Source organism: bacterium (assembly GCA_020444325.1).
GTDB lineage: Bacteria > Bacteroidota > Ignavibacteria > SZUA-365 > SZUA-365 > BM516.
Genome location: JAHLLD010000004.1, coordinates 240,102 through 264,341, shown reverse-complemented (window position 1 = coordinate 264,341; position 24,240 = coordinate 240,102). Strand labels below are relative to the sequence as shown.

Sequence of the window (24,240 nt, the reverse complement as noted above, 5' to 3'; positions counted from 1 at the left end):
ATGGTATGATTGGATCTTCCGCCTGGCATGCTCAATTCCGATCATGCAATGATCTTTTCGGATGCTTGACTCTGTTGTGCTAGTTCCGTAGCTTCTCCGTCAAGATCAGATGGTTCGATAAGATTCAGTATCAACCATAACACCGGTTCCGGGCGGCACGCACCCGGGCCCGGCAGTGATAACTGGTCAGGCACGCCGCACGGTTGTTCACGCGAGGGATTCCATCCACGACAGTTGAACTCACTGGAGAAGCCATGATATCACTGAAGTTGCGACATGTTGTTCCCCTCCTCTTACTCCTTCCTTTCATGTTTGCGCAGGCGCAGTGGAAATCGGATCCATCGCTGAACAATGTGATCTGCCAGGAAGGAAGCAATCAGAATGCTCCTCGTATCATCAGCGACGGACGCGGCGGCGCCATCATCTGCTGGCATGACCAGCGTACTGGCAGCGATTTCGACATCTATGCGCAGCGTATTGACAAGGACGGATATGTGCGCTGGACAGTCAACGGTAACGTTGTCAATAAGTCCTGGCTTTCACAGTCCAAACCGGATATGGTATCCGATGGCGAAAATGGCGCGCTGATCGCTTGGACGGATACACGTAACGGCAACAACGACATTTACGCACAGCGCATCGATTCCTCCGGCAATGTGCTGTGGGATAAGGATGGTGTTCAGATCACGTTCGACACGACGAATCAGTCCGATCCCAAGGTGACGACGGATGGCATGGGCGGCATGATCGTCACCTGGAACGGCGCAACAGGCGGGTGGCCTCCGACCAGCAAGATATATGCACAGCGTCTCGACAAGGATGGTGCATTTGTCTGGGGTACTGCATCCCTCATCTCCGGAAAGCTGCGTTTTTCCAATGCCCCGAGCATTGCGAGCGATGGTCACGGCGGTGCCTATATCGCCTACGCGTATTTCCCTCGTCCCGAGTACGATGTGTATGCACAGCATATTAATGGAAACGGCACGGTACTCTGGGCGAGTAATGGACTGGCGATCGCAAATGGCAGCGGGAGCCAGGACACTCCATTCCTCGCATCCGATGCTGACGGAAATGCGCTGCTGGCCTATACGGACTGGGGCTCCGGTTCGACTCCCATCCTGTACGCCGTGACGCTCGACACCAGCGGTTCCAGAAGTTCGCAGAAGGTTGTTTCGACCACAGGTGGACAATCATATCAGCATCCCGCCGCACTCGGCAATGGAATGTTCGCGCTTGCCTGGTCGGATACGCGTGGCGGCAAGGGAGCTGCGTATGCGCAGATCTTTGATATCAACGGCACGAAATCCTGGTCGGCGGATGGCGTACGTCTCTCCAATCGCTCCGGCGAGCAGGTCGCAACCTTTGTCATTCCCGATGAGAACGGCGGTATCATTGTATCCTGGGAAGACAAAACGCGCGGAACGCTCAACAGCGATATTTACGCGCAGCGGGTTTCGGCAGCGGGCGATGTGCAGTGGACCGATGCCGGGGCCCCGGTATGCACCGCTGATAATGGCAAGCAGTTCCCGCAGATGATACCCGACGGAGCGAATGGTGCACTCGTTACCTGGGAAGATTATCGTCCATCATTCTCCAACGCGGAAATCTATGCGTCGAGAATTCTCGCGGACGGCAGTTTCCCGACGGAGCCGCCGATCCTGAGCTTCTCGGAGAAATCCGCTTCCTTCGGGAATGTGGTCCTGAACAAGACATCGAAAAAAACCATCACGCTGACGAACATCGGCGGTGAAACGGTGACCATCTCTTCGGTCACCTCCAATGATCCACAGTTCAGCCTGATGGCAGAAAAGAACACCATCGACCCCAACGAACAGATCAGCGCCGAAGTCGCCTTCACACCAACCATGAAAGGCAGCTTCAACGCGGAGATCACTGTGGAAAGCAGTTCCGTCACCAGTCCCGACGTCGTCACGGTTTCCGGTACTGGCATCGCCTTCCCTGCAATTGAAACTGATCGTCCTGCCATCGCGTTTGGCAGTGTGAGCGTCGGTACAACCAAAGTCATCGGACTCACCATCTCCAATCCTGGCACGGATACGCTCACGATCACGGAAATCAAATCGTCATCAAACGACTTCGTGGTTGACGTCGCCTCCGCCATTCTTCCCCCGGGCGAAGACCTCGTCGATTCCGTTCGCTTCACCCCGGCCACCAAGGGATCGTTCTCCGGACAGCTGACGATTACAAGCAATGCTCCCACTTCTCCGACCAACCTCCCGCTCTCCGGAACGGGCGTCACTGAGGTCAGCCTTGGTATCGATCCCGCCGCCATCTCCTTCGGCGATGTCCCCATGGGCTCGTACAAGGACACGACGGTTGTCCTCACCAACAACGGGAACGAAACGCTCACGATTTCCTCGTTCACGGCCGACGATGCGAGCTTCACCCTCGAAAGCGCAACGGCTGACATTCCTCCGGCAGGAACGGCCACACTCACCCTGCGCTTTACGCCGATGGCAGAGGGACAGGTCAGCGGGGAATTCACCATCGAGAGCAATGCTGCATCCTCCCCGAACACCATTGCCGTCGACGGCAACGGCACCATCGATCCGGCCATCACCTTCGCTCCGGCACAACTTTCCTTCGGCAGCGTGGAGATGGGCTCGGAAAAAAGTCTCGCCCTGACGATCAGCAATCCCGGTTCACTCACATTGATGATCACATCCGTCACATCAACCAGCGCGGATTTCACCGTAGACGAAACGCAGTTCGACGTGCAGGGGGGCGCATCCTACACAGACTCCATCCGCTTCACACCGGCAAGTATGGGTATGATAAGTGGTATGCTCATTATCGAGAGCAATGCCATTTCCTCACCCGACACCGTGCTTCTTGATGGAACAGGCACCGAGGCGTCAGCTGTGCAGGAACTGCAGGCCTTCCCCGGCGCCTTCACGCTGTACCAGAATTACCCCAACCCCTTTAATCCCTCGACCACCATCCGGTACGACCTGAAGACCTCGGCGCCGGTACGCGTCACCGTGTACAACACGCTTGGCGAAGTCGCTGCCACGCTGGTCGACGAAGCACAGCGTCCGGGCATGCACTCTGTGCAGTGGACGCCTGCGGGCAACACGCCGGGACTGTATTTCTACGTCCTTCGTGTCGGCTCGAGACAGGCGTACGGCCGGATGATCCTGACGCGGTAACATCATTCCGTAAATCCTGAACCTGACCAGGGGCGCATCCAAGACGTAATTGGATGCGCCCCTTGTATATGGGTTACACTAAAACGTGAGCACCTTCTCACACTCGACAGTCCATTGTGCAAATTCCTTCATATTACTCAGCTGCACACCGTCGATGAAGGACATGTTTGCGATGCCGCGGGCCTGCGAGCATCCGCCGCAGCTCTTCACTTCACCGCCTTTGCGAAGGACGGATGCAAGCATCCGTTCGATGTTGTAGTATCCTTCCGGCGTGTTTTGACCTGGGAGTCCGCAAAACACAGCATCGGCGAGCAGAAAAACGCGCACCTCGACAGCGTCGCCATGTTCTTTCTGCAGGGTCATGGCCATGCGCAGCGCATTGTATGCCTTCTCCGTGCCGTATGGGGCATCATTGATGATGATCAGAATTCTCTGCATGTATTCTCCGGATTCGATGATGAATATGCCGATTTCAGAATGTTGAGCTGGTTCGTCACCGGCTCATCGATGGACATGCTTCCGGTCGGAAGCTGAATCTGGTTACAATATATCCGATTCGGAACGAAGCCGGAATGTCAACTGTTCTGATGATGTCGGGTCTGTCCATGCTGCTCTGCAACGAGCGCGCAACATCCCGAGTCAAAAACATGGCACAACGCATTCAACACACGGCCTTCGATTCCTCCTTCCCCATCGGCATGACATGCCGATTCCCCGAAAAACGTCATTCCCTCTCAGATCATAGTATTAAATCAAACGCGGAGCAGATTCTGGTCCACCCCGCATCGGTAGTTCCGGCGCGGCCCGGATGCTGCACGGATGGCCCACTTCGCATCCCAGTTACACGTCACGGGAGATTACAATGAATAAATCAACGCACTCTGTGGACGAGTCCACACTCATCAACGAAGACACGGATGAACCTGAAGAACCGTCGCGTTCATCAGCGGATTCAGGAAACGGCGACAGGGGTTCCGGGGATGACGATGAGGGATCACCTACACCACGAGACGAGAAGAAGAATCCCGATGCGGTGCTGAAGGAATTGAACAGCAGCCGCGAGGGACTGACGGAAGAAGAAGCCGGACACCGTCTGGAGGCGGATGGCTACAACGAACTGCATGAAGAGAAGCAGAATCCCATACTCGTCTTCCTGCGGTATTTCTGGGGCCCCATTCCCTGGATGATCGAAATCGCGACGGTGCTTTCGGCGGTAGTGGGACACTGGGCGGATTTCGTCATCATTCTCGTACTGCTGTTCATGAATGGTATCGTTGGTTTCTGGGAGGAATTCCAGGCAGGAAATGCCATCGACGCCCTGAAGGCCAAACTTGCGCTTCATGCGCGCGTTCGGCGTGGAGGGAAATGGAGCAGCATTCCATCACGTGAGCTTGTCCGCGGTGATGTAATAAAACTGCGCCTCGGTGATATTATTCCCGCGGATGCCGTCGTGATTGATGGAGATGAGATCGAAGTCGACCAGTCGGCGCTCACCGGTGAATCACTCCCCGTCACGCATGAACTGGGAGAAACCGTGTATTCCGGTTCCATCATCCGCAGTGGTGAGGCGCAGGCTGTCGTCAGCGCGATCGGCGCACACACGTTCTTCGGAAAAACCGCCAGCCTGGTCGAGGAGACGCATACGCAGAGTCATTTCCAGAAGGCGGTGCTGAAAATCGGTGATTATCTCATCGTCATCGCGATTGCCCTGGTTGTGCTGATTTTTGCCGTCGCCCTGTTTCGCGGCGAATCCATTCTCGATACGCTTCAGTTTGCGCTCATCCTGACCATTGCGGCCGTACCGGTCGCACTGCCGGCGGTGATGTCCGTCACCATGGCTGTGGGTGCGCGCCTGCTCTCGCACAAGGATGCCCTGGTGAGCCGTCTCTCTTCTATTGAAGAACTGGCGGGAACCGACGTCCTCTGCTCCGACAAAACAGGCACACTGACGAAAAACGAACTCACGCTTGGAGATCCGGCATGTCTTGGCGATGCAACGGTTGAGGAAGCCGTGCTGGCAGGTGCGCTCGCATCACGTGAGGAGAATCAGGATGCCATCGACACGGCGGTGATCGGCGCAGTGAAAGATGAAAAGAAACTCAGCACGTACAAGGTGCTGCACTTTACCCCGTTTGATCCTGTGCACAAGCGCACCGAAGCTGAAGTGGAAGACGCTGACGGGAACCGTTTTCGTGTCAGCAAGGGTGCCCCGCAGATGATTCTTGAACTTGTTGCTGAGGCAGACGACATCCGCGAGGAAGTCGAGGGCATTGTTGATGATTTCGCGTCCCGTGGATACCGCTCGCTTGGCGTAGCGCGAACCGACGGCAACGATAAGTTTCACTATCTCGCCGTCCTTCCCCTTTACGATCCTCCACGCGATGATTCACGCGATACTGTAGCCACTGCGGCATCAATGGGCATCGATGTGAAAATGGTCACCGGTGATCAGGTAGCTATCGCCAAAGAGATTGCCGGACAGCTCGGCATGAAAAAGAACATCATGGATGCACGTGTTCTCGAGGAAACGAAATCGCATGAATCCGGGGAAATGGAAAAACGGATTGAAGCGATCGACGGCTTCGCCCAGGTCTTCCCCGAGCACAAATATCACATCATTGAATCGCTGCAGAAACGTGGGCACCTGGTGGCGATGACCGGCGACGGCGTCAACGATGCTCCGGCGCTGAAACGGGCGGATGCCGGGATCGCAGTATCCGGCGCTACGGATGCGGCGCGGACCGCCGCAGACATCGTGCTCGTCACTCCCGGACTCTCCGTCATCATTGACGCCATCAGGGAAAGCCGTAAAATCTTCCAGCGCATGAATAGCTACGCGATTTACCGCATCGCCGAAACGCTGCGTGTGCTGCTGTTCATGACGCTTTCCATCCTCGTTTTCAATTTCTACCCCGTCACCGCGATCATGATCGTATTCCTCGCGCTGCTCAATGACGGTCCCATACTCGCGATCGCCTATGACAATGTGCGAGGAGGCGAGAAACCGGAGCGGTGGAATCTGCCCCTCGTGCTGTCCATCTCAAGCGTCCTCGGTACTGCGGGCGTCATTGCCTCCTTTGGACTCTTCTTCATCGCCGAGCGTGTCATGCATCTCGATCCCAGCGTCATTCAGACCTTCATGTTCCTGAAGCTGGCCGTGGCGGGACATCTGACCATTTTCGTAACGCGTACGCGCGGGGCATTCTGGTCGAGCAAGCCTTCCCCCGTTCTGTTCTGGTCCGCCGTCATCACGAAAATCCTCGCTACACTAGCGGCAGTCTACGGCTTCTTCATGACCCCGATCGGCTGGCAGCTCTCTCTCCTCATCTGGGGATACGCGCTGGCGTGGTTCTTCGTAAATGATCGTATCAAGATCATCGCCTACCGTATATTCGAACATTCCGGTTCATGGCTCTTCGCCAGACATCCATCCACACATTAAGGAGTACGTCATGCCTACCGTAAATAAAGAACAGAAGCTGAAGCAGGATGAATACGCACATATTCCTGCATTGATAGAACAGCTGGGGAGCCGGGAAGGACTCAAACGGCAACAGGCACGTCTGGCACTTGCCGATATAGGAGCACCGGCAGTGGATTTCCTGGCCGAACTGATTGAACACCCCAAACATGTATACCGGTGGGAATGCGTCAAGGCACTGGTGCAGATCGCCGATCCTGACGCGCTCGAACTTTTTCTTCTCGCGCTCGAAGATGAAGATTTCGATGTACGCTGGCTTGCCGCCGAAGGATTGATCAAACTCGGACAAAAGTCTGTCATACCAGTTGTGGAATACCTCATGGCAAACGTCAAGAAAGAGGTCGTCCGCAACGGTGCGCATCACGTTCTCAAGGCCCTGCGGCGGAGGTCCAAAGCGAAGGAAGAACTCGATGAATTGATTTCCGCCCTCTGGCATAAAGAGTCCGCCGGCAACATCAGCAACCGTGCCTTCGATTTCCTCAATCGCATACAGGAACTGTCAGCAACCTGATCTCTCCACTCGAAATGACCCGCCTGCATCGAGAACATCAATTGCATTGACATTCGGCGCAGGCGGGTCTATTTTGCTGTATTGTCCGTGGACGAAGGGAGCTTCCCCGCGCTGCAGCTGCGGTCCCGGACCTTTATTTCGTACAACAACAGGCTGATATGCAGGACGAAAAACAGCAAGATCTGGAACAGGATCCCACACCGGATCAGATTCCTTCCACACTCCCCCTGATCCCGCTCAGGGACGTGGTCATCTTTCCTTTCATGATATTTCCCGTACTTGTGGGACGCGATTCATCAATCGCCGCCGTCACGGAATCCATCGAGAAGGATAAATTCCTTTTCGTCTGCGCGCAGCGTGATCCGGAGGAAGAGGAGCCCGATGTGAATGGATTGCATCCGAATGGAACCGTAGCGCGTATCCTCCAGGTACTCAAACTCCCGAACGGATTGATGAAGGTGCTTGTTGACGGGCTCTTTCAGGCCCGCGCCGATAAGATCGACAAGGCGAAAGAAGGATTTTACCGTGCCGACATTGAGGTCATCACCCCCCCGGTACGCCTGAACACGGAACTGAAAGCGCTGATGCGCCAGCTCGACACTGCATTTGAAGACTACGTACGCACGCATCGCGATATCCCGAACGAATCACTCTTCGGCTATGAAAACATCGACGAGCCGCTGCGAAAGCTCTACTATGTCAGTGCCAACCTGCTCGTGGATATTGAAACCCGGCAGTCCATCCTGGAAATCCAGGATGTGGTGAAGCAGTACTACCATATCATGCGCATCATTCATGATGAACTCGCTATCCTGAAGGTCGAACATGAGATCGACGAAAAAGTGAACGACAACATCCAGCGTTCACAGCGAAAGTTCTTCATCCAGGAGCAGATCCGCATTCTGCAGCGTGAGCTTGGCGACGATGACGAGGTAGAGTCAGGCGAGTTTGAAGAATTGCAGGAGCGCATCATGGAATCGGGTATGCCCGAGGAGGTGATGGCCAAAGCAATCGAGGAACTCGACAAGCTGAAAAAAACGCCGATGATGTCGCCCGAAGCGACGGTCAGCCGCAATTATATCGACTGGCTGCTGGCCATGCCCTGGGAAACATTCTCAGACGATAACCTGAGCGTCCGTAATGCCCGCCGTGTGCTGAACAAGGACCATTACGGTCTCGAAAAACCCAAAGACCGTATCGTCGAACACATCGCAGTACTGAATCTCGTCAAGGAAATGAAAGGACAGATTCTGTGTTTCGTGGGTCCCCCGGGTGTCGGAAAGACTTCTCTCGGTAAATCCATTTCCCGCGCACTGAATCGTGAATTCGCACGCATCTCACTCGGCGGTGTACACGATGAGGCCGAGATTCGTGGACATCGCAGGACATACATCGGATCCATGCCGGGAAAAATCATTCAGGCCATACGCAAGGCGGGGACATCCAACCCTGTCATCCTGCTCGATGAAATTGACAAGATGAGCCATGATTTCCACGGCGATCCGACCTCGGCCATGCTCGAAGTGCTTGATCCCGAACAGAACAATACGTTCAACGACCACTACCTCGACGTCGAGTACGACCTCTCGAAAGTCATGTTCATCACAACGGCCAATGTGCAGTACCAGATTCCCCTGCCTCTGCAGGATCGTATGGAAATCATTGAATTGCCGGGCTACCTTGAGCATGAGAAACTCGAAATCGCGAAGCGCCACCTCATCGCCAAGCAGGTTCAGGAGCACGGGCTCGCCGATTTCGGTGTGAAGTTCGAAGACGACGCATTGATGAAGATCATCCGGGAATACACACAGGAAGCCGGTGTGCGCAACCTCGAGCGTAACATCGCGACCCTGTGCCGCAAACTCGCGCGAGAGATCGTCTTCAAATTTGCGGGTAAAGCCACTGCCGCGAAAAAAGACCCCAGGGCATTCGTAGTCGACGAAAAACGTGTGGAAAAATTCCTGGGAGTGCCGAAGCATCGCGCGAAAGAGCTGGCCCGGAAAGGCAAAGTTGGATCGATGATCGGGCTCGCATGGACCAGCGTCGGTGGAGATATCCTCCATGTGGACGTGAGCATGATGAAAGGTCAGGAAAAGCTCACGCTTACCGGACAGCTCGGTGACGTGATGAAAGAATCCGCTCAGGCCGCACTCAGCTACCTGCGTTCCAATGCAGAACGGCTCGGCATCGCAACCGATGCATTCGAGAAGAAGGAAATCCATATCCATCTCCCTGAGGGCGCGATTCCGAAAGATGGTCCCTCGGCGGGTATCACCATGACACTCGCGATGCTGTCGTTGCTGCTTGGCAAGGAACCGGAACCGGATATCGCCATGACAGGAGAAATCACCCTGCATGGTGATGTGCTTGCCATTGGCGGGCTCAATGAGAAACTGCTTGCCGCACGCAGGTACGGCATCAAGCGCGTGCTCATACCGCAGGACAACAAGAAGGATCTTCCCGAAGTCCCCATCAAGATTCGCCGGGGACTGAAAATCATCCCTGTGTCCACCATCGACCAGGCTATCCCGCACATTTTCGGAAAACGCAAATAACTCGCGATGCCGCAGGAAACCGTTCTTTCCCTTATACAGAAGTCGACTACATTTTTCGCCGAGAAAGGCATTGACGAGGCCAAGCTTTCAGCCGAGCATCTGCTGGCGCACGTGCTTGGACAAAAACGTCTGCAGATGTATCTGCGTTTCGATCAACCGGTGAAAGAGGAAGAGCTGACCGTTTTCCGTGAACTCGTTCGTCGGAGGCTCAAACATGAGCCCGTGCAGTACATCGTAGGCAGCACGGAGTTTTACGGACTCGAGTTCAAGGTGACACCCGACGTACTCATTCCGCGTCCCGACACCGAGCACCTGATCGACACCGTTCTGGATTTCCACAAGGCGGGGCAGCTCGCGGACGATATGCAGATTCTGGATATCGGTACCGGCAGCGGCGCCATTGCCATCGCGCTCGCAGCGCAGTTACCCTCCATCCGTGTCGTTGCCACGGACATCAGCGCAGCTGCGCTGGCCATCGCGTCCGCCAATGCCGAACGCAACAAGGTCGCCGATCGCATTGACTTCGTAGAACATGATATCTTCACGGACAACTTACCCGGTGGTGGAGAACAGTTCGATATCGTCGCCTCCAATCCCCCGTACATCCCCGAAGCCGATATCGCCACCCTCCAGCCTGAAGTCCGCGATTTTGAACCCATGATCGCCGCCACCGATGGTGGAGACGGCCTTCGTTTTTACCGGCGCATAGTAAAGATCGCACCGGGTTTTCTGAAAACCGGCGGACTCCTCCTGCTCGAGGTCGGTGCCGGTCAGGCGCAAACCGTAGCCGCCATGCTGACGGATGCAAATATGCAGAAAGTGCATATTCGCGAAGACTACGGGGGCATAGAACGCGTCGTCAGCGCCTGGAAAGGCTGAAAAACGGTCAATTTTGCAAAAAAAAGAACGTCCCCCACGATGAGGGACGTTTTTTTATGCAGAAAGTGCATAATTTCTGTTACATGAAACGGGGATCACGTCGCCGGTTCTTTGCAGGACTGGCGGCCGTGTTGCGCTTTTTCGATGAACTTCCGGGGTTTCCCGACTCGCGTTTCTTGCCGGCAGGTCGTGATTTTCGATCTGTGCTCATTTCGGCGGGAAAAACAAAGTCCGGGTACTCCTGGCGCTTGTCCCCACCACGCCGCGCATTGCCGACCGGGCGTTTCTTCCCTGGCTTTCCAGGTCTGGCATGATCCTGGTGCGGCTTCTTCCCCGCTTTCCTGAAGTCTCCACGTGAACTGCTGCGCTTCTGGGACTTCGCACGAGATCCTGACTTCGTCCGCGAAGGAGCCTTGTTCCCTGCGTCCGGAGCCATGCGCTCGGGGGCGACATCAGGGACCTCACCTGTTTTCGGTGCGGGACTGACTTCATACTCCTTCCCCACGAAACGCTCAATCTTACGAAGACTGTCGCGTTCGTCACGAGAAACGAATGTGATGGCATCGCCCTTGGCGTCGGCGCGTCCGGTTCTGCCGATGCGGTGGATATAATCTTCCGCAAACGTCGGGGTATCGTAGTTGATTACGTGCGAAATACCGACCACGTCGATTCCACGCGCAGCAATGTCGGTTGCGACCAGGACGCGATGCCGCCCGTCCTTGAAGGCGGAGAGTGCGCTGAGGCGTTGGGATTGCGAACGGTTCGAATGAATCACTCCGGTTTCGATACCACTGCGCTCCAGTTTACGTGCGATTTTATTCGCACCGTGTTTTGTTCTCGAAAACACGAGCACGCTTTCCATCTTGTGCGAGGTTATCAGATGATGAAGAAGTCCGAGTTTGCTCGGCTTCTCGACAGCGTAGAAAGACTGCCGGACGGATTCTGCCGGTTTGTCTTCCACGCCGACCTCGAGGCTGACAGGATCACGCATGATCTGCGTCGAAAGCTGGCGCACTTCCTTTGACATCGTGGCAGAGAACAGCAGTGTCTGCCTGTTCTTCGGAATTTTCGCGATAATGCGCTTGACATCCTTGATGAAGCCCATATCGAACATGCGATCAGCCTCATCGACGATGAGCACCTCGCATTGCGAGAGGTCTACGCTGCCGCGCTCGATGTGGTCGAGAAGTCGACCGGGCGTCGCTGCGAGAACATCAATTCCGCGATGCATACGTTTGAGCTGTGGTTCGATGGAGACGCCGCCGTACATGGCGTCGCTGCTCAGTTTGGTGTAACGGCCGTAAAGTTTTGCAGAGTCAGCGACCTGCTGTGCGAGTTCACGCGTCGGTGTCAGCACCAGTGCGCGCACGACGCCGCGTCCCGGACGCTTGCCATTTACGATACGGTCGAGCGTAGGGAGGATAAAGGCAGCGGTTTTTCCCGATCCTGTTTTCGCTCGACCGATGAGATCATCGCCAGCGAGTGCGGGAGGAATGGCACGTGCCTGAATTTCAGTAGGTGTCTCGTATCCTACGGCTTCAATTGCGCGGAGGAGAGGTTGAGACAATCCTAATTTATTGAATTGCATACAGTTATGTATCCTTATCTGGTAAGTTCAAGACGCGCTGCGTCTCAACGATCGGAGCTGCCGCCGCAGAAGGGCGCACAGGGTCGGCATGTGGTGTTTAGTGTTCCCCCGGAAGTGCCGAACATCGGAGAGCGAATCTCTTATATGGTCCGCTTCCGAAAACATGGGGTGAATCAGAGGCGGGCGCTGCTACTTGCAGCAGATTCTAATCTACACCCATATTTTCCCAATTCCTATAAAAAAATCAAAAAATATTTCGCAACCTCTTGCATTCATCCCCGATCCATTGTAGATTTGTTAACGCCTCAAATGAAGGCGATCTATTGGAGCGGTAATTCAGTTGGTTAGAATGCCTGTCCCGCACAGCGGGAAGGTCGCGAAGCCAGCCGAGGCCCCAAAAGAAGAAAATATACGGAGCGGTAGTTCAGTTGGTTAGAATGCCTGTCCCGCACAGCGGGAAGGTCGCGAAGCCAGCCGAGGCCCCAAAAGAAGAAAATATACGGAGCGGTAGTTCAGTTGGTTAGAATGCCTGTCCCGCACAGCGGGAAGGTCGCGAAGCCAGCCGAGGCCCCAAAAGAAGAAAATATACGGAGCGGTAGTTCAGTTGGTTAGAATGCCTGCCTGTCACGCAGGAGGTCGCGAGTTCGAGTCTCGTCCGCTCCGCAAAAAGCCCCTCAAAAGAGGGGCTTTTACATTTCATCACAATAGGGAGAATCGTGATGTACTATGTCTACATCCTGGAGAGTGTGCCTACAGGCCGATATTATATCGGTTCGACGAAGGATATTGAACATCGTCTCCGCAAGCACAATGCCGGGCACTCAGTTGCAACAAAAGCATACCGGCCCTGGAGGCTGGTTCATCAAGAGGAATTTCTATCGCGTGGAGACGCGTTGCGCCGAGAATACGAGATCAAGAGGCACAAATCGCGCTCGTACATCTCCTCCCTTCGCGACTAGAATGCCTGTCCCGCACAGCGGGAAGGTCGCGAGTTCGAGTCTCGTCCGCTCCGCCCAACGAGTCGCAAGCCGTTTTCTTCACCGGAAACAGCTTGTTTCGTTTTCGCCTCCACCCGCATAAGTGCAATGATGTCAAAGGGGTTCCCGGTAATTCGGATAAATCTATCCGTCTTTCCGGATCGAGTTCGATGTCACGAAATCGAGGATGCGACATTCCGTGTGCATATCCGCCCTAACGTAAGCATTCACAACGTTTTGCAGAAGTTCGAGGAGTTGGATGCTTTCGAGCATGTAATTGCGATCGGCAGCCTCATGCCGCTCTATCTTGCGACGGATGTCCTGCTGATCAGGCGGAGGTCGCGTGACGATTGTTTTGGTTAACCACGTGTCCGTTTCCTCGGGACCATTCCACCCATCTTCGGGTCAAGAACAAAAAAAAACACATCTCACATGAGATGTGTTTTTCCTCTGTTTCTTACCCTGCCATCGCCCAAGCAGTCATGCAAGTGTGTTACGATTCACTGTTCATCACTGGTCGCAGGTGTGTGTGACTTCGATGGTGATGCGTCGATTGAGTCTTCGAATGGACTCGAGCTGGCTGGCGGACATCTTCTTGAGCGCACGACCCGTGGGTTCGGCGACCTTTTGCTGTCGTGAACCGTAGCCCTGCGTACTCTCGATTTTTTCCCGGGAGACGCCGCGTTCGATCAGCCAGTCCTTCACGCGCTTGGCCCGCATTTCGGAGAGCTCCTGGTTTCGTTCGTCAGAGCCTTCCTTCGAGGCGTGTCCCTCGATGCGAATCCGCAGTCCCTCGCATTGCTTGACGAAGGCGAGCAGGGTATCGAGATTCGACAGGGTTTGCGGGAATTCGTAGTTGAAGCGATCGGTGTTCACGACGAAAAAGATATCAGGGAAATCCAGACGGGTACCGACTTTCGGTGCCTCCGGGCAGCCGTTGCGTCCTTTGACTGCGCTTGCGACACCCGGCAGCAGCGGACAATCGTCCTTGCCGTCGATAATCGTGTCGCTGTCCGTGTCCGGATCGAGCGGGTCTGTCCGGTAGCGGTCGCTGATTTCCTCACCGTCCATCAGAAGGTCACTGTCCGTATCTGCGATGAGCGGGTTGGTGTTATGCTTCTGCACTTCCTCGCCGTCATTGAGTCGATCGTCGTCCGTATCGCTTTTGAGCGGATTCGTTTTATATCGATGCACCTCATCACCATCGGTAAGGCCGTCATCGTCGGAATCCGCGACCGTCGGTTTCGTCTTGTACGTATTGAGCTCATCTCCGTCGAGCAGGCCGTCGGCATCCGTGTCGTTGGCCAACGGGTCGGTTGTGTACTTCTGGATTTCCTCGCCATCGCTGAGACCGTCTGCATCGGTATCCGCCTTGCCGGGATCGGTTTTGAATTGCGTGACTTCGTCTCCGTCTATCAAGCCGTCGCCGTCCGTATCGGGGACCATCGGATTCGTGCTCCGGGCAATTTCCTTCCCGTCATCCAATCCGTCGCTGTCGGTGTCCGTTTTATTCGGGGCGGTTCCGTGCTTGAATATTTCATCATAATCCGTGAGGTTGTCGCCGTCCGAATCGGATTCCAGCGGATCCGTCGAGTATACGCGGACTTCTTCATAATCATTCAGGCCGTCGCCGTCCGTGTCCGGATTCTTCGGGTCGGTCTTGAATTGCTCCTCCTCCTCGTCGTCGGTAAGGCCATCGCCGTCGGTATCGCGTGCACCGAAGAGATAGTAGGAGAGCCCGAGTCCGAATGTCAGCAGCGCGTCATCGCCGCTCCCTTCCACTTTCAGGTCGTCGAAGTAATCTGTTCCCGCGACGCGCATGGTCGCTCTGCCGTTGATGACAAGGTTCGAGGTGATGTACGATTCAAATCCCAGGCCGAACGGGACGGTCACCTGGGTTCCATCGTACACGTTCTTTCCCTTGTTGGGCAGCGCTTCATTTTTCGTGAGTACTGCGGGATTCCATTCCAGGAGTCCCACACCGGCAAACAGGAAGGGGACGACGCGTTGATCCGGGAAGAAATTCACCGAGACCACCAGGTCGTACGCGGAGAATCGCACCGCGTTTTTTTCCTCGATCCGTGTTCCCGATCCCGGATAAAAATCACCGATACGGCTGTCTGCTCCGAAGTACTCCGGGAAATTATCGATGATCATTTGGTCGACTTTGTATCGTGCCTGTCCGAAGGACACCATCGCATGGATGGACACATACGGAATGATATTGTATCGCGCGAAGGCGTCGCCTGCGAGCCAGAACTGATTATCCGTGAATTCCCCCCAGTATTTCACACCGCCCGCGTCGAAGCCGAAGGAAAGCTGATTTCCTGTCGACTGGGCGTGCGCCTGCGTGAATGGGACGGAAAGACACAGCAGAAGAAAAAAGAGTAACGAACGTAATGTCATAATAGCACCTTGTTGATATCTGTAACAGCGGATGGTTTGTATGTACTGCTCGTATGCGGCTCTGCTATTCATACCCGCTTTTGATGACGGTGAGAACCATTTTGAACCTCTCGTTCGCTCGTACGATGTTCGACGCGTGCGCCGGGATGATGATGGACTGTCCCGTTTCGAGCAGGTGCGAGATGCCGTCGATGACGATTTCCGCCCGACCGTCGATGATCTGTGCGAACGATTCGAACGGCACGGTCTTCTCGACCAGCGCCTCACCGTGATCGAAGGACATGACGCTCACGTGTCCGGTGTTCTTGTTGATAATGGTTTTGCTCACCACTGCATGCGGCTCATATTCAATTATTTCCACCATAATGACGGGCTTTGCTTTGTCTATTTCACTGGTACTCACAACGCGTACCTCCGTACAGCTATGTGCATTGAGAAGATCGTTTCTGATGGCACATCACGTTCGCGGATCACGGTCTGATCAGCGGTGAAGTCGACATGGGATTATTGACGATAGCAAGGTGGCGAATCGGAAGGGGAATAGCATTACATAACATTGAGATTACGTTGCAGTATTCACACATCTCCCGGAGTCACGTTACGCATCCCTCAACGCGGACTCCCTTCGTCGATCTTCGGTTGTTGTGTGCGGTGCAGCGCTGACATCCCTGGAATCCCCATTCCCCGTCTCCACTATTGTCACGCCGTCGATGGCTCCCTCAAAGATCTTCCAGCGGCCGCCGTCGTTTGTGTTTGAGTTGTTTGTAGAACGTCGGTGTCAAACCCGTGACCCTCTTGAACTGGGTCGACAAATGCGCGACGCTGCTGTAATTCAATTTGTACGAAATCTCCGTCAGATTGAGTTCATCGTACAGGAGCAGTTCCTTGACACGTTCAATTTTATGAGCGATGATGAAGTGCTCGATCGTCGTCCCTGTAGCCTCCGAGAACATGTTGGCGAGATAGGTGTAGTCGTAGTCAAGTTTGCTGCTGATGTACTCGGAGTTTTTAATCCTTGGAAGTTCTTCGCGATAGTGCACCATTTCGATGATGACATTTTTGATTTTTTCAATCAGCATCGCCTTCCTGTCCTCCATCAGCTCGAGTCCGGATTTCGCCAGCTCGATTTTCAATTGGTCGCGCTGTGCCGCAGTGATGTTTCCCCTGATGTTCACTTCTCCGAGATCCACCACACCGTAGTGGAGCCCAAGCTTATCGAGTTCCGCCTTCACCACCATCTTACAGCGGAGACTTACCATATATTTGATGTAAAGCTTCATCGTTCCCTTTTTGACAGAACGACCCGAGATTATCGGGATCTACTGTCCGTATGCACCTCTTAATGCCCTGTGGAGTAGTGATTCTTCACGAATATAGGTGAAAGAAACGGATATGCAAATCCTCGGCGCACGAATGAAAATCCACCGTTTCCTCGTCTTCGCAGCTTCGGGGTATACCTCATCCAGCGCCCGAAACATGGAAATTCGCAGGCCCCGCAGCCGAAGGTACCTGGACCCGAATTCAGAATATCCCCGAAAAAGCCACAATACCCCTCAACGGAAGTACGCGGGAAAACGTGAATGATGTAACAAATTCCCGGTATTCTGTAATGCGTACGCACTGTCAAACGGCGATATTGCTACTGTGGCGAAAGCCCCCCTTTACATAAACAAATAGATAGGATTGATCATGAAACCGATTACAAGATGGAACGTACGGAGTTCTGTTTTACTTCTGACGATGTTCGTCATCCTGGCAGGTTGCACTTCCACCGGCATGGAACGCTCCGATGAAGCAACGACGACCATGCAAACCGTTGAAAACGACATTCAGCATATTGCCGCGCAACTCGACGCTACTGGAATATCGCTCGACGACCTGATCGCCCCCGGACAATCAGATGTCAAAAAGGCGTTTGACGCGTTTACCGTCAATGTCGAGAAAATCGAAAAAATGGAGAATTCGTTCTCTGCACACGCGGACGAGATGAAGGCACGGGGCAAGGACTATTTCGCGGAGTGGAAGAAGGAAGGCCAGACCTACAGCAATCCTGAAATACAGGCGCTGAGTGACCAGCGTCGCAGCGAACTCGGTACGGTGTATGGACACATCGCTCACAACAGCATCGGCGTGAAGAAAGCGTTTAAAACTTACGTCTCCGACGTACAGGAGATCCGCACGTACCTCTCAACTGATCTGACGTCGAAAGGCATCGACGCAATCGCAGAGGTCTCCAGAGCGGTCGTTCGCGACGGTTCCGAGCTCAAGAGTGCAATCAAAACTGTCCAGTCAGCGATCGAAACAGCAAAAAATGAAATGGCACAGAAGCGTTGAATCACAGGACGATCATCTCCCGCCGGGGAAGAAGTAGAGGTATGCATCCTGCCATGAGTGGAGGGGACCATGCGTGCAAAGATGCACCCGCGACATCGTGCAAGTTTAGCACCACACCCTGTTCTGTAATCTGTACCACCCGGTCATCGACTGACCGTGTGGGTAGAAGGCCTCCGTGGAAATCCGGAAAATATGCGCAGAGGCTAGCAACACAACTAATTGCGAGGTATCGCCATGAGTAAAAGTCAGAGTTCGAAAAAAAAGGTGAAGAAGGAAGCAGCAAAGACGATGAAAGAGAAGAAGGCATCCAAAAGAGACAAGAAAATCAACGCGCAGATCGAAAAACGGTCCGGCAACACAGGGCCCTGATACGCCGCATGGCTCCCGATCCACGTATGCATGCACGCAGTTTCCGATTACACCGTCGCCAAGGTCATAAACATGAACCAGCCCCCCATCGATCCATCAGTCAACCGTCTGGCCTTTATCGGAAATTACCTGCCGCGTCTCTGCGGTATCGCCACCTTCATGACCGATCTGTGTGAAGCTGTTGCTGACAGGTATCGCGAGACCACGTGTATCGCGCTACCTGTCAACGACGTCGAGATCGGTTACCCGTATCCTTCACGCGTGCGATTTGAACTCGCAGAAAAGGATATTGAATCGTATCGCCGCGCTGCGGACTTTCTGAATATCAACAACGTCGACCTCGTATCGCTGCAGCACGAGTACGGCATTTTCGGCGGACGCGCGGGGAGCCATATTCTGACGCTATTGCGCGAACTGAGGATGCCCGTTGTCACAACACTCCACACCATTTTACGCGATCCGAATCCCGACCAGAAACGCGTACTGGAAGAAATCGCCGCCCTCTCCGACCGACTCGTTGTCATGAGCACACGCGGCGTGGACTTCCTGCGGGAAATCTATGGCGTATCACCGGAAAAGATCGATCTGATCCCCCACGGCATCCCGGACGTATCGTTTGTGGATCCGAGTTTCAACAAAGATGTGTTTGGCGTCGAAGGGAAAATAGTACTGCTCAGCTTTGGCCTGCTTTCAGCCAGCAAGGGCATCGAGAATGTCATCTCCGCCCTCCCCGCAATTCTCGCCCGGCACCCGAACGTAGTGTATATCGTGCTCGGTGCCACCCACCCGCATGTCATGAAACATGAAGGCGAAGCGTACCGGATATCCCTGCAGTGGCTTGCGCAGGAACACGGCGTGGAAGGTCAGGTGATTTTCTACAACCGCTTCGTAAGCCTGGAAGAGCTCGTCGAGTTCATCAGTGTGGCCGACATTTACATCACACCATATCTGAATGAAGCACAAATCACTTCCGGTACGCTTGCATATACGCTCGGCGCTGGCAAGGCAGTGATTTCGACCCCGTACTGGTATGCGGAAGAGATGCTCGCCCAGGGACGCGGCGTGCTGGTTCCGTTCCGGGATCCGGCAGCGATTGCGGAGCAAGTGAATCACCTCCTGGAAAAGGATTCCGAGCGTCATGCCATGCGCAAGAAAGCCTATATCTTCGGTAGAGAAATGACCTGGCCCCGCGTGGCCGACCGCTATATGGAAAGTTTCCTCAGCGCGCGGTCGGAACATCGCCATTTTGCTCACGCAGAGTTCGCGGTGAAACCCCTGGACCGACGTCCGGGAGAATTACCTCCTCTCAAACTGGACCACCTGAAAACCATGACGGATGAGACCGGCATGCTGCAGCATGCCATTTTCACCGTACCCAACTATAACGAGGGCTATTGCGTCGACGACAATGCCCGCGCGCTCATGGTAAGTGCTCTCCTGGAAGCCCTCGGCAACGAGCGCGCCATGGAACTTGGCTCACGGTATCTTGCCTTTATCTGGTATGCCTTTAACACTGAAACCGGGCGTTTTCGAAACTTCATGGATTATCAACGCCGCTGGATGGAAGAAAGCGGCTCCGACGACAGCCACGGCCGCACGCTGAGGGCGCTGGGCACCGTTTTGGGCCGCTCACACACATCGGCGATACACAGTATGGCAGGATGGGTGTTCGAGCAGGCGCTTCCCGCAATCCTCGATACAACCAGCCCCCGCGCCTGGGCCTTCTCTATCATGGGTATTCAGGAATACCTGCAACGATTCGGTGGTGACCGCCGGGCCAATCAGGTCCGCGAGGAATTGTCTGAAAGACTGCTGACACTGTATCAAACCCATCGTTCTGATGATTGGCGCTGGTTCGAAAACCGTCTGACCTACTGCAACGCCGCGCTGCCGCATGCCCTGCTGCTCTGCGGTGCAGCGATCTCAAATGCCAAGATGACTGACGCCGGACTGGAATCCCTCACATGGCTGACGCAAATGCAGCGCAGCGACGCGGGGCATTTCGTTCCCATAGGATCCAATGGATTCTATCGGCAAGGTGGTGAGCGGGCACGGTTCGATCAGCAGCCGGTCGAAGCGCAGGTGACAGTCTCTGCCTGCCTGGAAGCGTACCGCATCACGCACGAAAAGCGCTGGCCCAAGGAAGCCCGTCGCGCCTTCGACTGGTTCCTGGGACGCAACGACCTGAATATGCCTGTTTACGATCCGACGACCGGCGGTTGTCGCGACGGCCTCCACCCGGACCGCCCGAATGAAAACCAGGGAGCTGAATCAACACTAGCATTCCTCCAGGCCCTGCTGGAACTGCGACTGGCAGAAAACACCCCCCTCTCCATCGAAGATCGAAAGCAATGAACAATCAGCATCCTCAGTTATTTCTCCGACATCGACACAACCCCATCCTCACTGGCACCGACTGGCCATATCCGGTGCACACCGTGTTCAATCCGGGCGCAACAATACTGCGTGACGGCACGACACTGCTGTTATGCCGCGTAGAAGATCGGCGTGGACACTCCCATCTCACTGTGGCTCGCTCTGTAAATGGTGTGGATGGGTGGAACATTGATCCCCAACCTACTCTCCCTGCCGATCCGGAGAATTTCCCTGAAGAGCTCTGGGGAATTGAAGATCCCCGCATCACCTATGTTCCCGAACTGCAAAAATATGCGGTCGTGTACACCGCTTTTTCCAGCAGCGGTCCCGGGGTGGCGCTGGCGCTGACGGAGGATTTCCATGCCTTCGAGCGCCTGGGAATGATCATGCCCCCGGAGGATAAAGACGCAGCGCTTTTTCCCCACAGAATCGGCGGACACTGGGCGATGATTCACCGCCCTGTCAGCGCGACCGGTGCACATATGTGGATGTCGTACTCCCCCGACCTGCGGCACTGGGGAAGCCACAAGCTGATGCTGGCGGCCCGAAGAGGCAGTTGGTGGGATGCCAATAAAATCGGCCTTACGGCACCGCCGATCGAGACTCCTGACGGCTGGCTTGTGATTTACCACGGCGTGCGGCAAACGGCGAGCGGTGCGATATATCGACTCGGTCTGGCACTGTTTGATCTCCAATCGCCTGAGCTTTGTATGCAGCGCAGCGACGAGTGGGTGTTCGGTCCGGATGAATCCTATGAACAATTCGGCGATGTAGAAAACGTAGTGTTTCCATGCGGCTATACGGTCGCTCCAGACGGCGATACGATCAACCTCTATTATGGCGCTGCGGATACGAGTATCGCCCTCGCCACCGGCAGTATCCAGGCTATTTTGCAGTGGCTGGAGCAGCATCAACAGCAAAACGATGATCGGTGAGAGTACTACGCTTTCAAACAGCCGCCACCAGTCTTTTCAGCTGAACCAGTTCATTGAAGATGATAATCATGTCGATAGGCGGATCGAAGCACAAGTTGCGGAATGAGGCTATGAAGCCCCGCAAAAAGAGAGTCCCGCAATGCGGGACTCTCTTTTTGCGCCACGCCGAAGTTGAGCGAAGCGAAACGAAGGCGGGCCAGGCTTTCCAAAGCCCCTCATCTGAGGGGATTTTCCATTTTGCTTCTACCTCAGTAGTACCATTCTGCCCAGGTAATCCCGCCCTTCGCTTGTCAGTCTGTAGAAATAGAATCCTGCGGGTAAGTCCATTGCACGGAACGGAACCTGATGATGGCCTGCTTCCTGAACGCAGCCATCCAGCAGACGCCGGACTTCACGACCGTAAAGGTCGTTTACCACGAGTGTGACACGCTGCGCTTTCGCAAGAGTAAAGCTGATGCTCGTCGATGTACTGAACGGATTGGGATAATTCTTCAGCAGATATGCACGTTCAGGAATCGCGTTATAGGTACCAGTCGTAGATTGGCGGTACCTGAGAACGGTCAACTGCGTATGCATCGCGTACACGATGCCGGAATCGCCCAGTGCGATATTCCAGCACGGCAAATCGTACGCGGCAAGCAGGCGAAAGGTATTTCCATCAAAACCGTATGCACGCACCTGTCCGTCTGCAGAGACGAACACAGTTCCCTGCGTGTCGACGCGCACCTTGGACGCGTGGATGTCTTCGTCATGCGCCAGAAGGGTGAATCCCTTCCCGTCGTAATCATATGCGGAAAGGCCCATCCGGTCTGCTGCGAACACAGTCACATCCGCATACGAGGTGTTCTCAAGACCTACTGCCACGCCCATCGCATACTGGACCGCCTCAGTTGCCTGGTTGACCAGGCTGTCGCCTTCGAAGTCATACGCTAGCAAACCGCGCCCACCGTCCGCGAGAAAAATGGTACCGCCTCCCGATACTGCCATGTCTTCTACTCCTATATCCAGTGAATGGGCAGCGGCACGTTGAATAAACTGCTCCCCAGCACGTGCGAACGCGCGAAACCCCTGCATGGCATCGCATGTGAATATTGTCCCACCCGGCTCCCACAGGATATGGTCGCATGAACCGATCGAATCACGATAATGCCCTGTGCAGGAGAAACCGTTCGCGTCAAACGTATAGGCGCGGATGCCATCCCGGTCATTTGCGAGATACAGGGTCCCGTCATCGCCGACCGCGAGGTCGTTCCCGCTGCCGCCGTCATTGATGTGTGCGACAGATGTGAGTTTGCTGCCATTTCGCCTATATGCGCGCAGTCCGCCACCGCCGTTCGCCAGAAAGAACACCCCTCCTTCCCCTTCGACGACCGCCGAAGCATATCCACCATCGTTGACACGGTCCACGAAGACCAGGCTGTCATGTGAAATACCGTGCGCCTCCATGCCACTATGATACCAGGAGGTATACACCCGATTTCCTGAGCCAACAAATATTCGGCCCGGTCCGCGTCCACTGAATTGCAGCGCGGACGCGACCGCTTCGCAGGTATCACCACGAACGCGATACGCACCAAGCCTACCGTCGCCACCAACAAACAGCAGGCTGTCCTTCGCGGCCAGGCAACGTATGAATCCATGCGATACCTGCTTTCCGGGGATGAAGGAAGCACCGTCATAGCGACAAACACGGAAACCTTCCGTCCTGTCCCCGAAATAGACATTCCCCGCTGCATCGGCTGTGACAGCGACAACACCTTTCCCGAGATACAGAGATGCCGTTTCAATCAAGAGGCCAGCGAGCACACGGAAAGCGCGTACTGTATCGAGATATGCGCCCGCCAGGATGACATCGCCTCCCGGTGCGATCGCCAATCCGTCGATGGGTCGTGGAAATGAGACACTGTCGAGTACGGCGATGGAATTCCCGTCCCAGTGAAGCGCGTACAGGGCTCTTGTCCCTGTCGCAACGAGCGTATCTGACCCGGCGACCGCCACATTCACGTAGTTGTTTCCGCTCTGTAAAGAGTCTGCCGGTTGAAGGGTGCTCCCATCGTAGCTATACGCATATAAACCATCCCCGCCCCGAGCAGCAAACACCATCCCATCCAGTGTAACCGCAAGGCCGTACGCGCTCCCACTCCTCTGGAGGTGACGCAGAACAAAGCCGCTGTCCGTGAGCGCATAGATATGAAGACCTCTGTCTGTGGCGAGACAGATGGACGAATCCGGCAGCTCTGCGATCGCTTCGGCAAAGCCGAAATCGTCATTCTGTGCCACCAGTTCAAACGTCGCAGACTGCCCGCGTACGACCAGAGGCAGGCACGCAGTAACGAGAAACAGAATCAGGTACGGGAATTTCATCACTCCTCCGCGTCTTCAAAACGTGGCGAGGTAAAGGATAATCTTGTCTTGCATCAATTGCACCAAACTAACGAGATCAGTACCAAAATCAAGTCCCCCTGAGAGTCGAGAATTCGTTGGTTGAATATCAACCCGCGAGCAGAAGCAACCGAAGCTGCTCCAGCTCATTGAAAATCTGCCGCATCTCCGCAGGCGGATCGAAACACAAGTTGCGGAATGAGGCTATGAAGTCCCGCAAAACAAAGCCGCTCAGATGAGGGGCTTTGTTGTTGGCTGAGATAATTGACTTTGTGAA

The 24,240-nt window shown here is 54.8% G+C and carries 15 protein-coding genes and 1 tRNA gene; 10 read left to right on the top strand and 6 right to left on the bottom strand.

Annotation, left to right across the window (positions count from 1 at the left end; genetic code table 11):
• The first annotated feature begins 254 nt into the window (after window positions 1-254).
• Window positions 255-3,170, top strand: a complete 2,916-nt coding sequence (locus KQI65_07820; GenBank protein MCB2204640.1) for a choice-of-anchor D domain-containing protein — start codon at window positions 255-257, stop codon at window positions 3,168-3,170.
• 78 nt (window positions 3,171-3,248) lie between these two features.
• Here the strand turns inward: KQI65_07820 and KQI65_07815 are convergent, their stop codons facing one another.
• Window positions 3,249-3,608 carry a DsrE family protein gene (locus tag KQI65_07815; GenBank protein ID MCB2204639.1) on the bottom strand — a complete coding sequence of 120 codons (360 nt, stop codon included), beginning with the start codon at window positions 3,606-3,608 and terminating at the stop codon, window positions 3,249-3,251.
• A gap of 424 nt (window positions 3,609-4,032) precedes the next feature.
• On the opposite strand from KQI65_07815, the gene KQI65_07810 reads away from it, so the two are divergent.
• From KQI65_07810 to prmC, 4 genes are all read left to right on the top strand, one after another.
• On the top strand, window positions 4,033-6,612 hold the full coding sequence (locus KQI65_07810; GenBank protein MCB2204638.1) for a plasma-membrane proton-efflux P-type ATPase: 2,580 nt from the start codon (window positions 4,033-4,035) through the stop codon (window positions 6,610-6,612).
• A 10-nt stretch (window positions 6,613-6,622) separates the two neighbouring features.
• Entirely contained in the window at window positions 6,623-7,162 is a 540-nt protein-coding gene (locus KQI65_07805) for a HEAT repeat domain-containing protein (protein ID MCB2204637.1), read from the top strand.
• Between the two features lie 158 nt (window positions 7,163-7,320).
• Window positions 7,321-9,717 (top strand): endopeptidase La, encoded by a 2,397-nt coding sequence (gene lon, locus KQI65_07800; protein ID MCB2204636.1) that lies wholly within the window; start codon window positions 7,321-7,323, stop codon window positions 9,715-9,717.
• Between the two features lie 6 nt (window positions 9,718-9,723).
• Entirely contained in the window at window positions 9,724-10,596 is an 873-nt protein-coding gene (prmC, locus tag KQI65_07795) for a peptide chain release factor N(5)-glutamine methyltransferase (protein MCB2204635.1), read from the top strand.
• Window positions 10,597-10,675: 79 nt separating this feature from the next.
• Here the strand turns inward: prmC and KQI65_07790 are convergent, their stop codons facing one another.
• Window positions 10,676-12,163, bottom strand: coding sequence for a DEAD/DEAH box helicase (locus tag KQI65_07790; GenBank protein ID MCB2204634.1), 1,488 nt, complete (start codon window positions 12,161-12,163; stop codon window positions 10,676-10,678).
• 610 nt (window positions 12,164-12,773) lie between these two features.
• Here KQI65_07790 and KQI65_07785 point away from each other — a divergent pair.
• Window positions 12,774-12,847: transfer RNA gene (locus tag KQI65_07785), tRNA-Asp, on the top strand.
• Between the two features lie 56 nt (window positions 12,848-12,903).
• On the top strand, window positions 12,904-13,143 hold the full coding sequence (locus KQI65_07780) for a GIY-YIG nuclease family protein (GenBank protein MCB2204633.1): 240 nt from the start codon (window positions 12,904-12,906) through the stop codon (window positions 13,141-13,143).
• A gap of 528 nt (window positions 13,144-13,671) precedes the next feature.
• Here the strand turns inward: KQI65_07780 and KQI65_07775 are convergent.
• From KQI65_07775 to KQI65_07765, 3 genes are all read right to left on the bottom strand, one after another.
• On the bottom strand, window positions 13,672-15,567 hold the full coding sequence (locus KQI65_07775) for an OmpA family protein (protein ID MCB2204632.1): 1,896 nt from the start codon (window positions 15,565-15,567) through the stop codon (window positions 13,672-13,674).
• Between the two features lie 64 nt (window positions 15,568-15,631).
• Window positions 15,632-15,931: a cupin domain-containing protein gene (locus tag KQI65_07770; protein MCB2204631.1), complete on the bottom strand. Its 300-nt coding sequence runs from the start codon at window positions 15,929-15,931 to the stop codon at window positions 15,632-15,634.
• A gap of 355 nt (window positions 15,932-16,286) precedes the next feature.
• The gene (locus KQI65_07765; protein MCB2204630.1) at window positions 16,287-16,847 is read right to left on the bottom strand and encodes an AraC family transcriptional regulator; all 561 of its coding nucleotides are present in this window, start codon (window positions 16,845-16,847) and stop codon (window positions 16,287-16,289) included.
• Between the two features lie 409 nt (window positions 16,848-17,256).
• Between KQI65_07765 and KQI65_07760 the strand changes: the two genes are divergently transcribed.
• The 3 genes from KQI65_07760 to KQI65_07750 all read left to right on the top strand — a co-directional run bounded on the left by KQI65_07760 (window position 17,257) and on the right by KQI65_07750 (window position 21,581).
• A complete protein-coding gene (locus tag KQI65_07760) occupies window positions 17,257-17,901 on the top strand; it encodes a DUF2959 family protein (protein MCB2204629.1) in 645 nt (214 codons plus the stop codon).
• Between the two features lie 441 nt (window positions 17,902-18,342).
• A complete protein-coding gene (locus KQI65_07755) occupies window positions 18,343-20,625 on the top strand; it encodes a glycosyltransferase family 4 protein (GenBank protein MCB2204628.1) in 2,283 nt (760 codons plus the stop codon).
• Window positions 20,622-21,581 (top strand): glycosidase, encoded by a 960-nt coding sequence (locus KQI65_07750; GenBank protein ID MCB2204627.1) that lies wholly within the window; start codon window positions 20,622-20,624, stop codon window positions 21,579-21,581. The genes KQI65_07755 and KQI65_07750 overlap by 4 nt, the downstream gene beginning before the upstream one ends.
• A gap of 243 nt (window positions 21,582-21,824) precedes the next feature.
• Here the strand turns inward: KQI65_07750 and KQI65_07745 are convergent, their stop codons facing one another.
• Window positions 21,825-23,945 carry a T9SS type A sorting domain-containing protein gene (locus KQI65_07745; protein MCB2204626.1) on the bottom strand — a complete coding sequence of 707 codons (2,121 nt, stop codon included), beginning with the start codon at window positions 23,943-23,945 and terminating at the stop codon, window positions 21,825-21,827.
• Between the last annotated feature and the right edge of the window lie 295 nt (window positions 23,946-24,240).